Below are 13,857 nucleotides of genomic sequence, written 5' to 3'. Positions count from 1 at the left end.
ACACAAGGTAGCGTTCGCTCTACGCAGCGGCAATGCAATAAGCGTCTGCGGCCTACATCTTTGGCGGCCAGTTGTGCGTCTCGCCCGTGAGGCTGCGGCACCACGCGTAGAGCGCGTCGTACATCGCCATGCCGTGCTTCAGCATCTCGTGGTCGTCGGTGTAGACGTGGCTGAGGCCGAGTGAGATCGCGAACAGGCCAGACGACTGCGGCGTCAGGTCGAGCCTGGACGTGTCGGCGCCGCGCACGATATCGGCCAGCTTGTCGAGGCCGGGCGCCGAAAGCTTGTACTCGGCGATGAAGGCATCGAAGCTGCACTTCTCGCCCACGTGGCTGAACTTCACGCCGGGGATGTCATAGGGGATGGCGCCGGTTTCCTTGGCCGTCGCCAGCACCTTGTCGGCCGGCACGTAGAGGAACTCCGGCTCCTTCTCGATGAAGCGCTTGATCAGCCACGGGCAGGCGATGCGGTCGATCTTGGGACGTTCGCGGGTCACCCATTTCATTTCGTCTCTCCTTCCTTGTGCGGTTCGGTCGGCAGGCCATCGGCGCGCCAGGCGCCGATGCCGCCGGCGACGGCGACGGCATCGATGCCGCGTTCGCGCAGCTTGGCGGCGCAGTTGCCGCCGATCTCGAAGCCCCAGGCGCAATAGACCAGCGCCTTGGCGCCACGCGGCAACGATGCCGCGATCTCGTCGACCTTGTCGGGCGGGGCCCGGCGCGCGCCGCGCAGACGGACCGGCACCGAGGTGGCGTCGTCGGCGAGGCGGGCGTCGATCACGATGAGGTCGGGATCGGCCTCGAGCATTTTTCGCGCATCGGGCGTCGTGACCGTGTGCGGCTTCTTCTCGGGCGGTGCGCCCTCGAAGCGGGCGGCGACGCGTGCCCAGGCGATGTTGGCCATGAAGGCATCGACATAGGCGCCGACATTGGCGCCGAAATCGAGGTGGTAGGAATGCTCGTACATGTCGAGCGCGAGAAGCGGCGTGCCGCCGGCCAGGCCGTGCGTGTGATCGGCCGCCCACACGTTGGAGAGCGTGCCGTCGCTATCACCTCGGGGGGGCGAGCGCGTCAGCAGCACCCAGCCCGAGCCGCCGCCCAGCGCCTTGCCCATGGCCGTGAACTCGGCGCGCCATTTGGCGAGCGATCCGAAGTCGCGCGCGATGGCATCCGCAAGGGCACCCGTCGGATCGCCGCCGCCGCCTTCGCCCAGACCGTCGAAATAGATCTCGTGCAGCAGCATCGAGTTGGTGGCGATCAGCTCCTCGCGCTTCAGCCCGTTCAGGCGAAAGCCCGGGGCGCTGGCCGGATCGAAGGACGCGAGCTCGCCCTTGATCGCGTTCAGCCGGCGCACCGTGCCGCCGTAGTTGTTCTCGTAGTGGCTGGCGATCAGCCGGGCCGAGAGCCCTTTGAGGCGCGGCGGCTTGAAGGAGATGGGGCGGGCATGGAAGGACATCTGGTTTCCCTTGCTGATACACTCGTTTCATCGTCAAAATAGCCATGTCCCGCGGGGATGCAAGAGAAAAATGATACAAGTGTTGCATTTACTATGTGTGGTATGATACGGGTGAACGATGTCAAGCAATGAGACCCCGGAGGGCGCGCGGTGGCTGCTGCTGATCCATCAACTGCCGGCCAAGCCCGCCTATGCGCGGGTAAAAATCTGGCGGCGGCTGAAAGGGCTGGGCGCGGTGACGGCGAAGAACTCCGTCTATGCGCTGCCGGCCAACGCCGAGACGCGCGAGGACTTCGCCTGGCTGGTCAGGGAAATCGCCGAGCTGGGCGGCGAGGCGTTCGTCTGTGAGGCGCTGCTCGTCGACGGCATCGGCGACGCCGAAGTCCAGGCGCTGTTCGACGCCGCACGCGACGAGGACTACGCCGAAGTGTCCGCCACCGCGCGCGAGCTCGCGACCAGGCACTCGGGTGCCGACCTCGCGGCCCAGGCGGCGCGGCTGCGCAAGCAGCTCGACGAGATCGTCGCCATCGATTTCTTCGGCGCCGATGGCCGCGAACCGGCCGAGGGGCTGGTGTCGGGTCTCGAAGCCGGCCTGCAAAAGGAGGAAGACATCGTGACCATGACCGAAGCGAAAGCGGCATCGGGCCCGTTGAAGAACCGGGTCTGGGTGACGCGTCAGGGCGTGCAGATCGATCGCATCGCCTCGGCCTGGCTGATCCGCCGCTTCATCGATCAGGCCGCGCGCTTCAAGTTCGTGCCGGGCACGGGCTATTCGGCGGAGCCGGGTGAACTGCGCTTCGACATGTTCGAGGGCGAATTCACGCACCGCGGCGACCGCTGCACCTTCGAGGTGCTGTTGGCAGACGCGAAGCTCGACGATCCGGCCTTGACCGCGATCGGCGAGATCATCCACGACATCGATCTCAAGGACGGCAAGTATGGGCGCGAGGAGGCCGCGGGGGTCCGCAGCCTGGTGGCCGGCATCGCGTCATCGCACAATGACGACACCCAGCGCCTCGATCGTGGCGCTGTCCTTCTCGACGATCTCTATCGCTCGTTCGCGGGCAAGCAAGGCGGCAAATGAAAGACCACGGCGTTCCCTTCTCCGAGGCCATGAAGGTATGGGCGCGTGTCGCCGCGCTGTCGTTCGGCGGGCCGGCCGGCCAGATCGCCGTCATGCATCGCATCATCGTCGAGGAGAAGAAGTGGATCGGCGAGCAGCGCTTCCTGCAGGCGCTGAACTACTGCACTTTGCTGCCCGGCCCCGAGGCGCAGCAGCTCGCCACCTATATCGGCTGGCTGATGCACGGGACCAAAGGCGGACTGTTCGCCGGCACCCTGTTCGTGCTGCCGGGCCTGCTCGCCATCATGGCGCTCTCCTGGATCTACGTGCTGCTGGGCAAGGTCACCCTGGTCCAGGGCCTGTTCTTCGGGCTGAAGGCCGCCGTGCTGGTGATCGTGGTCGAGGCCGTGCTGCGCGTCGGCAAGCGGGCGCTCAGGAACAACGTCATGCGCGCGATCGCGGCCGCGGCCTTCGTCGCCATCTTCTTCTACAACGTGCCGTTCCCGCTCATCATCGTCGTTGCGGGCCTCATCGGCTTCACCGGCGGCAAGCTCGGCTGGCCGGCGTTCCAGGCGGGCGGCGGGCACGGCAACCTCGGCGCCGCCCACGTCACCGATGCCCAGTCGCTGCTGGGGAGCGAGACGCCGGCGCACGCACGGGCCAACGTCCGATGGTCGCTCATCATCGCGGCCGTGTTCCTGGCGCTGTGGCTGGTACCCGTGGCGGCGCTCTATTTCGGCCTGGGCGGCGACAACGTCTTTGCCCAGATCGCGGTCTTCTTCAGCAAGATGGCCGTGGTCACCTTCGGCGGCGCCTATGCGGTGCTGGCCTACGTGGCGCAGCAGGCCGTCGAGAACTATCAATGGGTGACGGCGGGCGAGATGCTGGATGGGCTGGGCCTGGCCGAATCGACGCCCGGTCCGCTGATCATGGTGACGCAGTTCGTGGGCTTCCTCGCCGCCTGGCGGGCGCCGGGCGACCTGCATCCGCTGCTTGCCGCCACCCTGGGCGGGCTGCTCACCACCTGGGTCACCTTCACGCCCTGCTTCCTCTGGATCTTCTTCGGCGCGCCGTTCGTCGAGGCGCTGCGCGCCAACAAGGCGCTGTCGGCGGCACTCGCCGCCATTACCGCCGCCGTCGTCGGCGTGATCCTGAATCTCGCCGTCTGGTTCGGCCTGCAGGTGCTGTTCTCCGACCTGAGGTCCGTCAGCTCCCTGGGCGCCGCGTTCGACCTGCCGGTGCTGACCTCGGCCAATCTTCCGGCCATCGCGCTGGTGGCGGCCTGCGCCATCGCCATCTTCTTCTTCCGCTTCGGCATGGTTTCGGTGCTGCTCGCCAGCGCCCTGGCCGGCGTCATATACGCACTGGTCTTGTCCGCCTGACGTGCTAGCTAGGGGCATGACCGACACCCCTGTATCGCCCGCCGCCACCCCGGCCCTGCCGGCCCAGCTCCCGGACCGCCTGTCGACGAATCCCAAGAGCCCGTTCTACGACGAGGCGCTGCTGGCGCGCGGCGTCGGCATCAAGTTCGACGGTGAGGAGAAGACCAACGTCGAGGAATATTGCGTGAGCGAGGGCTGGGTCCGCCTCGCCGTCGGCAAGACCGTCGACCGCAAGGGCAACCCGCTCACGATCAAGCTCAAGGGCAAGGTCGAGCCCTACCTGCAGAAGTAGCGCGCCCTACCAGGTCAGGCGGATGCCGGCGCTCAGCATGTGATTGTCGGTGCCGGTGCCGACCTCGCCGTCGTAGCGGAGATAGAGGGACGTGCCCTGGGCGATGGCGGTGTTGGCCGCCAGGCCGATGATGGCGCTGTCGCGCGCCTGTGCTGCGCCCTGCACGGTGAAGCTGGAGCCCGGCGCGCCGGCGAAGGCGGACGTCACCGGCCGCGACGTGTCGGCATATTCGTGCGCCCAGCCCAGCCGGAACTGCAGTGCCAGCCTCTCGCGCCAGCCCACGTCGACCGCGCCGGCCAGTTCTGCGCCCAGCACGCTGCGCACCGATGTCGTCGTCTGCTGCGCCACGTTGAGGCTGAGCGAATTGGCGCCGGTTTCGCTGAACGCCGCCTGGTTGATGCTCGAGGCCTGGAACCGCGCGAACGGCGTCAGCGACGCGGCGGCGGTCTGGTAGACGTCGAACTTGTAGCCGGCCTCGACCTGGCCCAGCAGCTGGCTGGCGCCGGTGCGGCCCAGCGCGGTGCGGGCCTGCAGGCCGGGGACGGAGATCATGCGCGTCATCTGGTTGTCGTTGTAGGCGTAGCCCGCCAGGGCATCGACGTAGAAGGCGCCCGGGGTGAAGGAGGCGTAGAGGCTGGCCTGGTAGCTGTCGCTGGTGCCGCGGCTGTTGAAGCCGTTGGTCCACTGGTTGCCGCTCGCGTAGCCGAGGCCGGCGCCGAGCAGGAGCCGCGGGTCGATGCGATAGTCGATGCCGGTGGCGATGCCGCCGCTGTTGTAGGTGAGGGTCGAGGTATTGCTGTTGCCGGCGACGCTGCCGGTGCCGCCGAGCGCGCTCACCCAGACGCTCCACGGGCTCGGGCCGTCGCCGTCACAGGCGACGTCGCAGGCCTGGGCCAGCGCCGTGCGGGTGCCGCCGCCCGAACCGCCGCGCGCCGCGCTCATCTGCTGGCCGACGGCGTTCATGAACAACAGGCCGCTCTGCACATTGGCGGTGCCGAAGCCGGAATACTGCTGGCCGCTGATGGCATCGAGCGCCGCCGGGCCCTGCGCCGTGCTGAGGCCGGCCAGGGCGTTGATCACCGTGCCGAAGTCGCCGCTCGCCGACCCGCTCACCCGGTCGAGCGCACTGCCGACGGCGCGCTGGTTGGCGGTGCGCGCGCCCGCGGCGAAGGCGTTCTGGCTGAGCAGCAGGGTGAGGAAGACGTTGTTGGCGTCGTAGCTGAGGCTGGGCGTCAGGAAGGCGAAGTTGCTGGTGACGGTCGAATAGGCGCCGGTGACGCCGCCGGTCGCGTTCAGGATCGTGTAGGTCGTGCGCGGGGCGTAGCTGCCGGCTTCGGCGATCACCTGCACGGTGCCGCCGTTGATCGTGGCCGTGCCCGGCGCGCCGGTGACGTTGATGCGGTCGGCCTGGCCCGCGGCATTGACCTCCACCTGATAGGTGCTGCCGGCGGCCTGGGTGTAGGACCCGACCACGTTCAGGGTGCCGATCGAGTTGCCCGGCGCCAGGGTGCCGCTGTTGGTGACGCTGCCGGTGATGGTGCCGCTGCCGCCGAGATTGCCGCCGGCGCCGACCGTGACGTCGCTGGCGATGCTGCCGTTGACGGCGAGGCGGCCGGCCGAGACCGTGGTGCCGCCGGAGTAGGTGTTGACGCCGGTGAGGATCGTCGTGCCCGTGCCTCCCTGGACCACCGAGCCGGTGCCGGAGATCGCGCCGCTGTAGGTCGTGTTGGTGGAAGAGTCGAAGGCCACCGTCCCGTTGTTGACGACGTTGCTGGTGAGCGTGCCGCTGGCATCGGCGGTGCCGACCTGCAGCCGGCCGGCCAGCACCGTGGTCGTGCCGGTGTAGGTGTTGTTGCCGGTCAGGGTGGTGGCGCCGGTGCCGGCCTGGACGACCGAGCCGGTGCCGGAGATCGCGCTGGCCACGGTCATCGCATCGGAGCGGTTGAACCGCAGGACGCCGTTGTTGACGGTGGCGCCGGTGCCCAGCGCGCCGGTGGTGCCGCCGTTGCCGATCTGCAGCGTGCCCCCGGCGATGGTGGTGGTGCCGCTGTAGGTGTTGGCCCCGGTCAGGGTGAGCGTGTTGGTGCCGAGCTTGCTGAGCCCGCCGGTGCCGGAGATGGCGTTGGCGACGGTGAGTGCATCCGAGCGGCTGAAGGCCAGCGTGCCGCTGTTGGCGACGCCGCCGGTGCCCAGCGTGCCGGTCGTGCCGCCGTTGCCGACCTGCAGCGTGCCGGACGAGATCGTGGTGCCGCCCGAGTAGGTGTTGGCGCCGGTGAGGGTGGTGGTGCCGGCGCCGGACTGCAGGAGCGCGCCCGAACCCGAGATCACGCCGCCATAGGCGAGCGCATTGGAGCGGTTGAAGGCAAGCGTGGCGTTGTTGGTGATGTTGCCGGAGATCGATCCTGTCGTGCCGCCCGCGCCGATCTGCAGGGTACCGCCCGACACCGTCGTACCGCCGCTGTGCGTCGCCGCGTCAGCCAGCGCGGTCGTGCCGCTGCCCGCCTGGGTCAGCGAGCCCGTGCCCGAGATCGCGCCGGCCACCGAGAGGCTGTTGGTGCGGTTGAAGGTGAGCGCAGCATTGTTGATGACGTCGCCGGTGCCGAGCGTTCCCGAGGCGCCGTTGTTGCCGACCTGCAGCGTGCCGGCCGAGATCGTCGTCGTGCCGCTGTAGCTGTTGCTGCCCGTGAGGGTTGCCGTGTTGGCGCCCTCCTTGGTGAATGTGCCGGTGCCTGAGATGGCGTTGGCGACGGTCGCCGCCGTCGAGCGGTTGACGATCAGCGCGCCATTGTTGGTGATCGCGCCGGAGCCCGCGTCGCCGGTGGTGCCGCCGCTACCGAGCTGCAGCGTGCCGGCCGAGATCGTCGTGCCGCCGGTGTAACTATTGCCGCGGACGAGGATGGTGGTTCCGCTGCCTTTCTGCTCCAGCGTGCCCGTACCGAAGATGACGTTGCCGAAGGTGTGCGAGTCGCTGCGGTCGAAGGCGAGCGTGCCGTTCACCGTCAACGTGCTGTTGCTGATGGTCCCGGTGGTGCCGCCGTTGCCGAACTGCAGCGTGCTGCCGGCGTTGATCGTCGTGCCGGCATTGGCGGAATTCGCGCCGGTCATGACGATCGTGCCGCTGCCGACGATCCGCAGTGCGCCCGTCCCGGTAGCATTGCCGTCGTAGACAAGCGTGTCGGATCGGTTGAAGGACAGCGTCCCGCCGGCCACATGGCTGACATTGCCCACGATCGAGCCGGTCGTGCCGCCGCCGCCGACCTGCAGGGTGCCGCCTGAGACCGTGGTGCCGCCGGTGTATGTGTTGGCGCCGCTGAGAGTCAGCGTTCCGGAGCCTTCCTTGACCAGCGATCCGCCGGCACCGGAGACGACGCCGCTCAGCGTCGTCGACAGGTTGTTGCCGCCGGTCGTGAGCCGCCTGGCGCCGAGGGTGACGTCGCCCGCGCCCTCGATCGAACCGACGCTGGTGCCGGCTGACGCGAGGCTGGAGATGTTGAGGCTGGCACCCGAATTGAGGATCAATTGCGCATTGCCGCCCGACGCCGTGTTGGTGAAGGCGATGCTGGCGCCGGTCATGCTGATCGCGGGCGCGTTGGTCGAGTTGTTGACGATGCCCGTGCCGGTGAAGGTGAGGCCGCTCGTGCCGGTGAAGCTGTAGGCCGGCGCACCGGCATCGAACTGGAAGCCGCCGACCGTGACGGCGCCGGGCGCCAGCGAGATCGCGGTCGTCGTCGAGGCGCCGAAGATGGCAGTGCCGAGCGGTACGCCGGCCGTCCAGTTGCCGCCGCTGTTGAACTGGTTGGTGGGCGGATTGACCCGCCACGTCGCATCCTGGGCCAGCGCCGCCATCGGCGAGGCGGCGAGCAGAGCGGGAACGAGAAGGGTGGCGGCGCGAAGCATGAGGCAACGCTAGGCGCCGGCCGTAACCGGGGCGTTTCGCCTCCCTGCCGAATTGTTGCGTGAGTTACGCGGCGTTCCCGGCCGGCTGCGGGCCTACCAGCGCCCGAACGGCACGAAGCGGCGGCGTCCCATCGGCTGGTCGGTGAACAGCACGAGGAAGAGTTGGGCGAAGAGCGCGCCCAGGCGGGGATCGTCGGGGCCTGTCGCTGCCGTCCAGCCCATGGTCTCCGACAGGGCGAGATCGTTGCGGCAATAGACGCCGTAGACGTAGACGCGGCCCGGCGTTGCCGGCTTGAAGCGGGTCACGCCATTGCACACCGGGCCGGAGCCGAGATCGTTGGCCGGATCGAACACCAGCACCAGGCGATAGTCGGGGTGCTGCTCCTCGAGCGGCGGCTCATAGGTGAATGTCAGCGCCGGACGGGGCTTGTTGGCCTGCATCACCGGCAGCAGGCGGCGCTTCACCTCCTCGACCGGCAGGGCGGGGAAGGGATTGCCGGCAAAGACCACGCGGAAGGTCCGGCCGTCGGTGGCGGCCCAGAACTCGCTGAAGTCGTACTCCGGCGCATAGTTGTAGCCGCCCAAAGTGGGTCCACCGGTCGGCCCCGTCATCTGCCCGTTCGTCTGCCCGGTCACGCAGGCGCCGAGCGTGGCGGCGAGGAGCAGGGCAGCGCTGAGGTGACGCATGAAGGGCTCTCCGGAGCAGTTACCCTTCATAAACGAATTCGACGGCCCACAGTTGCCGGTCGATTATCCGATGATGAGCAGCAAACGGCGGACCTCGCGCCGCCCCTCGCTCGAAGGCAATGCATCGACCGGGCGTGCTGCGGGCGCCGGCCGGCCGCTCATCAGAAATTCATGCAGCTGTTGCCGCGCGCTTTGGGAAAGCTGCTGGACGACCTCGTCTTCCGTGCGGCCGCTGGCGGTCGCGCCCGGAAGATCGGGAATCCATCCGAGGAAGCGGCCGTCTTCGGCCCGCTCGATCAGCGAATAATAGCAAGCATCCAGCATGGGTCTTCCCCCTGCTGCGATAGTGCGGAAGGCAGGCAAAGGCTTCGTTGATCTGGATCAATTTTGCCGCGGAAGCCGGTTCCCGCAGGCTACGAATGGCCGCAATTCGCCGGGCCGCCAAGTTGGATCGGCGGGCAAGGGGCCGTTCCGTAGGAGCAGAACACGCAGCAGTCTCCGGGCTTCGGGCGGAGCAGTGTCCTGCAGGCCCCGCATTCGTAGAAGAACTGGCAGGCGTCGGTCGGCATCGTCTCGACCTTTGTCGCGCCGCATGCCGGGCAGCTGACGGTCGATCGAAGGATCGCGCTCATATCGGCGGCTCGTACCAGAAGGTGAGAACGAGGAGCATCATTGCCAATATGACGGCTGCGATCCCCATCCAGCCCACGATCGAGCGTCCGCGGGCGGCCCCGGCAGCGCACACGCCGCACGCCCGGGCCCGCCATTGTCGCCACGCGACGACCCCGGCGCCCGCCAGGCAGATGACCGCCAGATAGAAGAGTTCCCGCTGATATTGCGCAGCCAGATAGCCGATGCCGACCAGCGAGGCCGCGCCGATCCCCAGGGTGGAGAGCGCAATCGGCAGGGCACAGCACGAGGCGACGCCGAACGCCGCCAGCAATCCGCCCGCGGCGAGTGCGGTTCCTGCCGCGTCGCCCCGGCGGTCGGCGCCGGGCGGCGCCGGCGAAGCATCGGTCTTTATTTCCATAGCCATTGGGTACAGCCTGTAGCGACTACAGACTCAACAGTGCTCCGATCAAAGGATTGTGATCGCCATGCCGGCCAAGGACGCGTTTGCCATCGGCGCTCTCTCCGAGGAGACGGGCGTCAATATCGAGACCATCCGGTATTACGAGCGGATCGGCCTTCTGCGCAAAGCCGCCCGCAGCGCCGCCGGATATCGGCTCTACCGGCCAGGCGACGTCGCCCGTCTGTGCTTCGTTCGCCGCGCGCGCGATCTGGGATTTTCACTCGAGGACGTGCGACGGCTGCTCGCACTGGCCGACCGGGAATCGAGGTCGTGCGAAGGCGCGAAGAAAATCGCCGAGGCGCATCTCGAGGAGGTGCGCGCCAAGCTCGTCGATCTGCGACAGATGGAACGCGTTCTTGCCGCTACGGTGAAGGCCTGCGGGCGCGGAACGGTGCCGGATTGCCCGCTTCTCGGTTCCCTGGGCCGCCTGACCTGACCTCGCGGCCGGATGACGCCGCTTCGATGCGCGCGGTCATTGCATGATCCCGGGAGACGCGATCGCGGCTGGCGCGTTGTCGCCCCCTGACGTGCCGCCGATGGTGAGTGCTGCCTGGAGATCGGCCACGGCGAGCAGGAAGTCGCGCCGTGCTTCGAGGGAAGCCGAATTCGCCGCGATGCGCACGCGGGCGTCGGCGAGATACTTGAACAGATCGACCCGCATGCCCTCGCCGATGAGGACGCCGTTGCTGTAGCGCAGCATGATCTCCTTCGAGACGGCCTGGCGCAGCGGCAGCACCTGGTCTCGCCAGGAGCGCGCGATGTCGTAGGTGGCACGATAGCTTTCATAGGCGATGCGCGCTTCGGAGCGGGCATCGACGGCCTTGCCGGCCAGCAGGTTCAGCGCCCGCATGTAGGTTTCACGCGCCGCCCGCGTGCGCGCCTCGCCGGTGTCGAAGATCGGGATCTGCAGATCGATCTGCGCGCCGCCGCGGTTGATCGCGGTGTCGAGGTTGGTCAGCGGGTTGGCCGTCTCGTTGTTGAAGATGCCCGACAGTTGCAGCATTGAGACGTAGCGCGTGGCCTCAGTGAGGGAGAGCGACTTGGCGAGCGCCGTGACCTCGCGGCGGGCGATCTCGAGGTCGACCCGGCGCTTGATCGCCTCGACCTCGATCTCGACCGGAGACTCGGGCGACGATGGCAGCGGCGGCAGTTCGGTAGGCAGGGTGAAGGCCAGGTCGGTGCCGGACAGGCCGAGCAGCCGGACGAGCGCTTCGTGATCCTGACGAGCGCGCAGCTTCGCCTGTGCCACGCGTGCACCGAGTTCGGCGCGGAAGGCGGCGATTTCGGCCTGGTCGAGTTGGTCGCCGCCGCCGGCTTCGCCGATCCCGGCGATCAGTCGCGCCGCCGTGTCGGTCGTGGCCCGCGTCTGTTCGAGGAAGCCGACCTGCTGGCGGGAGGCGATGGCCCGCACGTAGGTGCGGCGGGTATCCGCGGCCAGGCGCAGGGTGGCTCCGATCGCCCGGTAGCGGGCCTGCCCGAAGCGCTCGGCGGCGATTGCCGTGCGTCGCGGCAGGGTAATGAGGTTGAGGATGTCCTCGATCAGCCGGATTTCGAAGTTGGCCACCCCGGTCCCGGCGACCCGCAGCAGCGAGAGGCTCGGATTGGGCGGCAGGCTCGCCTGCACGTAGGCCGCCTCGGAGATCCCGAGATCGTTGTAGGCGGCCTGAAGGGTGCGGTTGTTCAGGAGGGCGATCTGTACCGCCTGCTCGGCCGACAACGGCCAGGCCAGCAGCGCGGCCACCTGCTCGCGGGCGCGCGCCGCCTGTTCGTCGGTCGAGATCTTGACCACGTCCTTGCCGATCTCCTTGCGGACGCCGCTTGCGACATCGCCCATGCCGCCGTCGGGCGAGAATTGAGCGCAGCCCGCGAGGAGGGCGGACAGCACGAGAAAAGCCAGGCGTCTCATGCGTGGGCCTCCCGGATGGCAGCGGGTGCGGGCTGCAGGTCCCAGCCCTTGACGAGGCCGTAGAGCGCCGGGATCACCAGCAGGGTGAGCAAGGTCGAACTCACCATGCCGCCGATCATCGGCACGGCGATGCGCTGCATCACCTCCGAGCCGGTGCCGGTGCTCCACAGGATCGGCAGCAGCCCCGCCATGATGGCCGTCACCGTCATCATCTTGGGCCGCACGCGCTCGACGGCGCCTTCGACGATGGCGGCGCGCAGGTCCGAGCGGTCGAGCGCCCGGCCTTCGGTCTCGCAGCGTCGCTGTCGTTCCTTCAGGGCCTGGTCGAGGTAGATCAGCATCACCACGCCGGTTTCGGCGGCGACGCCGGCCAGCGCGATGAAGCCCACGGCGACGGCCACGCTCATGTTGAAGCCCATCCACCACACGAACCAGAAACCGCCGACCAGCGAGAAGGGCAGCGACAGCATGACGATGAGGGTCTCGGTCATGCGCCGGAAGTTGAGGTAGAGCAGCACCAGGATCAGCAGCAGCGTGGCCGGCACGACGATCTGCAGTCGGGCCTCGGCGCGCTCGAGGAACTCGAACTGGCCGCTCCAGATGGCGTACGAGCCGGGCGGAAACTTCACCTTCTCCTGCACGGCGCGCCGCGCGTCGGCGACGTAGCTGCCGAGGTCGCGGTCGCGGTAATCGACGAAGACATAGACCGCAAGCTGGGCGTTCTCGGTGCGGATGGTGGTCGGCCCCTGGTTCACCTTCACTTCGGCGAGCTGGCCGAGCGGCAGCATGCTGCCCCGCATGGTCGAGACCAGCACGTCGGAGGCGATGGCCCGCGGGTCGGAGCGCAGGTCGCGCGGATAGCGGACGTTGACGGTGTAGCGCTCGCGGCCCTCGACCGTGGTGGTCACCGCTTCGCCGCCCAGTGCGCTCGACACCGCCTGCTGCAGGTCCTCGATCAGCACGCCGTACTGCGCCAGCCGGGTGCGATCGGGCACGATGTCGAGGAACGAGCCGCCGGTGACCCTTTCGGCGAAGGCGCTGGTCGTGCCCGGCACGCCGCGCACCGCCGCCTCGACCTGGCGGGCGAGGGTCTCCAGCTCGCCGAGGTCGCGCCCCAGGAGCTTGATGCCGACCGGGGTGCGGATGCCGGTCGCCAGCATGTCGGTGCGGGCCTTGATCGGCATCGTCCAGGCGTTGCTGACGCCGGGGAACTGCAGCGCGCGGTCGAGTTCGGCGATCAGGCCGTCGACGTTCATGCCCGGCCGCCACAGCGCCTTGGGCTTGAGATTGATGACGGTCTCGAACATTTCCAGCGGGGCGGGGTCGGTGGCCGTCCCGGCGCGGCCGCCCTTGCCGTAGACCGACGCCACCTCGGGGAACGACCGGATGATCTTGCCCTGGGTCTGCAGCAGCTCGGCTGTCTTGGTAACCGAGAGGCCGGGCAGCGTCGTCGGCATGTAGAACAGCGTGCCCTCGTCGAGGGTCGGCATGAACTCGGTACCGATCCGCGATGCCGGCCACGCCGTGGCGGCCAGTATCGCCAGCGCGAAGGCGACCGTGAGCAGGCGCGCCTGCAGCACCAGTCGGATCGCCGGCCGATAGAGCCAGATCAGCAGCCGGTTCACCGGATTGCGGCGCTCGGGCAGGATCCGGCCGCGCACGAACAGCAGCATCAATGCCGGCACCAGGGTGACCGACAGCAGCGCAGCCGCCGCCATCGCCAGGCTCTTGGTCCAGGCCAGCGGCTTGAACATGCGACCCTCCTGCGCCTCGAGCGTGAAGATCGGCAGGAATGACACGGTGATCACCAGCAGGCTGAAGAACAGCGCCGGCCCCACTTCGACGGCGGCGTCAACGATCGCCTCGCTGCGCGACTGACCGGGCTTCAGCCGCTCCAGGTGCTTGTGGGCGTTCTCGATCATGACGATGGCGGCGTCGATCATGGCGCCGATGGCGATGGCGATGCCGCCGAGGCTCATGATGTTGGAGCCGATGCCCAGCAGATGCATGGCGAGGAAGGCCATGAGGATGCCGACCGGCAGGGTGATGATCGCCACCAGTGCCGAACGGACGTGCAACAGGAACACGAAGCAGACGAGCGCC

The 13,857-nt window shown here is 68.3% G+C and carries 13 protein-coding genes; 4 read left to right on the top strand and 9 right to left on the bottom strand.

The genetic code is table 11. From position 1 onward, the window contains the following. Positions 1 to 52: 52 nt before the first annotated feature. Complete coding sequence (locus EPO55_RS22150; protein ID WP_296339484.1) at positions 53 to 505, bottom strand: chromate resistance protein ChrB domain-containing protein; 453 nt, start codon at positions 503 to 505, stop codon at positions 53 to 55. Next, entirely contained in the window at positions 502 to 1,455 is a 954-nt protein-coding gene (locus EPO55_RS22145) for a Fe-Mn family superoxide dismutase (RefSeq protein WP_296339483.1), read from the bottom strand. Before EPO55_RS22145 ends, EPO55_RS22150 begins: the two co-directional genes overlap by 4 nt. A 118-nt stretch (positions 1,456 to 1,573) precedes the next feature. On the opposite strand from EPO55_RS22145, the gene EPO55_RS22140 reads away from it, so the two are divergent. From EPO55_RS22140 to EPO55_RS22130, 3 genes are read left to right on the top strand one after another with little or no spacing between them, the layout of a single operon-like run. Next, positions 1,574 to 2,539, top strand: a complete 966-nt coding sequence (locus tag EPO55_RS22140) for a chromate resistance protein ChrB domain-containing protein (protein WP_296339482.1) — start codon at positions 1,574 to 1,576, stop codon at positions 2,537 to 2,539. After that, positions 2,536 to 3,900, top strand: coding sequence for a chromate efflux transporter (gene chrA / locus EPO55_RS22135; RefSeq protein WP_296339481.1), 1,365 nt, complete (start codon positions 2,536 to 2,538; stop codon positions 3,898 to 3,900). The genes EPO55_RS22140 and chrA overlap by 4 nt, the downstream gene beginning before the upstream one ends. A 16-nt stretch (positions 3,901 to 3,916) precedes the next feature. Then, on the top strand, positions 3,917 to 4,192 hold the full coding sequence (locus EPO55_RS22130) for a DUF3297 family protein (RefSeq protein WP_296339479.1): 276 nt from the start codon (positions 3,917 to 3,919) through the stop codon (positions 4,190 to 4,192). Positions 4,193 to 4,198: 6 nt separating this feature from the next. Here the strand turns inward: EPO55_RS22130 and EPO55_RS22125 are convergent, their stop codons facing one another. The 5 genes from EPO55_RS22125 to EPO55_RS22105 form a co-directional block, all read right to left on the bottom strand. Continuing rightward, positions 4,199 to 8,089 (bottom strand): autotransporter-associated beta strand repeat-containing protein, encoded by a 3,891-nt coding sequence (locus tag EPO55_RS22125; protein WP_296339478.1) that lies wholly within the window; start codon positions 8,087 to 8,089, stop codon positions 4,199 to 4,201. Positions 8,090 to 8,182: 93 nt separating this feature from the next. Next, positions 8,183 to 8,776 (bottom strand): hypothetical protein, encoded by a 594-nt coding sequence (locus EPO55_RS22120; RefSeq protein ID WP_296339476.1) that lies wholly within the window; start codon positions 8,774 to 8,776, stop codon positions 8,183 to 8,185. 63 nt (positions 8,777 to 8,839) lie between these two features. Beyond that, positions 8,840 to 9,100 carry a type II toxin-antitoxin system HicB family antitoxin gene (locus tag EPO55_RS22115; protein WP_296339474.1) on the bottom strand — a complete coding sequence of 87 codons (261 nt, stop codon included), beginning with the start codon at positions 9,098 to 9,100 and terminating at the stop codon, positions 8,840 to 8,842. 89 nt (positions 9,101 to 9,189) lie between these two features. Beyond that, positions 9,190 to 9,408 (bottom strand): GDCCVxC domain-containing (seleno)protein, encoded by a 219-nt coding sequence (locus tag EPO55_RS22110; protein ID WP_296339473.1) that lies wholly within the window; start codon positions 9,406 to 9,408, stop codon positions 9,190 to 9,192. Continuing rightward, positions 9,405 to 9,806 carry a hypothetical protein gene (locus EPO55_RS22105; protein WP_296339472.1) on the bottom strand — a complete coding sequence of 134 codons (402 nt, stop codon included), beginning with the start codon at positions 9,804 to 9,806 and terminating at the stop codon, positions 9,405 to 9,407. The genes EPO55_RS22110 and EPO55_RS22105 overlap by 4 nt, the downstream gene beginning before the upstream one ends. A 67-nt stretch (positions 9,807 to 9,873) precedes the next feature. Here EPO55_RS22105 and EPO55_RS22100 point away from each other — a divergent pair, with 67 nt between their 5' ends. Next, complete coding sequence (locus EPO55_RS22100) at positions 9,874 to 10,284, top strand: helix-turn-helix domain-containing protein (protein ID WP_296339471.1); 411 nt, start codon at positions 9,874 to 9,876, stop codon at positions 10,282 to 10,284. Between the two features lie 36 nt (positions 10,285 to 10,320). Here EPO55_RS22100 and EPO55_RS22095 read toward each other — a convergent pair whose 3' ends face one another. Together EPO55_RS22095 and EPO55_RS22090 are read right to left on the bottom strand one after the other, a co-directional pair. Further along, a complete protein-coding gene (locus EPO55_RS22095) occupies positions 10,321 to 11,754 on the bottom strand; it encodes a TolC family protein (RefSeq protein WP_296339469.1) in 1,434 nt (477 codons plus the stop codon). Then, positions 11,751 to 13,857 (bottom strand): CusA/CzcA family heavy metal efflux RND transporter (locus EPO55_RS22090; protein ID WP_296339468.1); only part of this gene is annotated, 2,107 nt, incomplete at its 5' end. The genes EPO55_RS22090 and EPO55_RS22095, both read right to left, overlap by 4 nt.

It is taken from the genome of Reyranella sp. (assembly GCF_004296935.1).
Classification (GTDB): Bacteria; Pseudomonadota; Alphaproteobacteria; order Reyranellales; family Reyranellaceae; genus Reyranella.
Note: the sequence above shows the minus strand (reverse complement) of the source record. Positions and strands in the feature narration are given on the sequence as shown.

Bases quoted from the DNA above. Each gene is read 5' to 3' on its own strand.
- EPO55_RS22150 (WP_296339484.1), bottom strand. From the start codon at position 505: ATGAAATGGGTGACCCGCGAACGTCCCAAGATCGACCGCATCGCCTGC.
- EPO55_RS22145 (WP_296339483.1), bottom strand. From the start codon at position 1,455: ATGTCCTTCCATGCCCGCCCCATCTCCTTCAAGCCGCCGCGCCTCAAA.
- EPO55_RS22140 (WP_296339482.1), top strand. From the start codon at position 1,574: ATGTCAAGCAATGAGACCCCGGAGGGCGCGCGGTGGCTGCTGCTGATC.
- chrA (WP_296339481.1), top strand. From the start codon at position 2,536: ATGAAAGACCACGGCGTTCCCTTCTCCGAGGCCATGAAGGTATGGGCG.
- EPO55_RS22130 (WP_296339479.1), top strand. From the start codon at position 3,917: ATGACCGACACCCCTGTATCGCCCGCCGCCACCCCGGCCCTGCCGGCC.
- EPO55_RS22125 (WP_296339478.1), bottom strand. From the start codon at position 8,089: ATGCTTCGCGCCGCCACCCTTCTCGTTCCCGCTCTGCTCGCCGCCTCG.
- EPO55_RS22120 (WP_296339476.1), bottom strand. From the start codon at position 8,776: ATGCGTCACCTCAGCGCTGCCCTGCTCCTCGCCGCCACGCTCGGCGCC.
- EPO55_RS22115 (WP_296339474.1), bottom strand. From the start codon at position 9,100: ATGCTGGATGCTTGCTATTATTCGCTGATCGAGCGGGCCGAAGACGGC.
- EPO55_RS22110 (WP_296339473.1), bottom strand. From the start codon at position 9,408: ATGAGCGCGATCCTTCGATCGACCGTCAGCTGCCCGGCATGCGGCGCG.
- EPO55_RS22105 (WP_296339472.1), bottom strand. From the start codon at position 9,806: ATGGAAATAAAGACCGATGCTTCGCCGGCGCCGCCCGGCGCCGACCGC.
- EPO55_RS22100 (WP_296339471.1), top strand. From the start codon at position 9,874: ATGCCGGCCAAGGACGCGTTTGCCATCGGCGCTCTCTCCGAGGAGACG.
- EPO55_RS22095 (WP_296339469.1), bottom strand. From the start codon at position 11,754: ATGAGACGCCTGGCTTTTCTCGTGCTGTCCGCCCTCCTCGCGGGCTGC.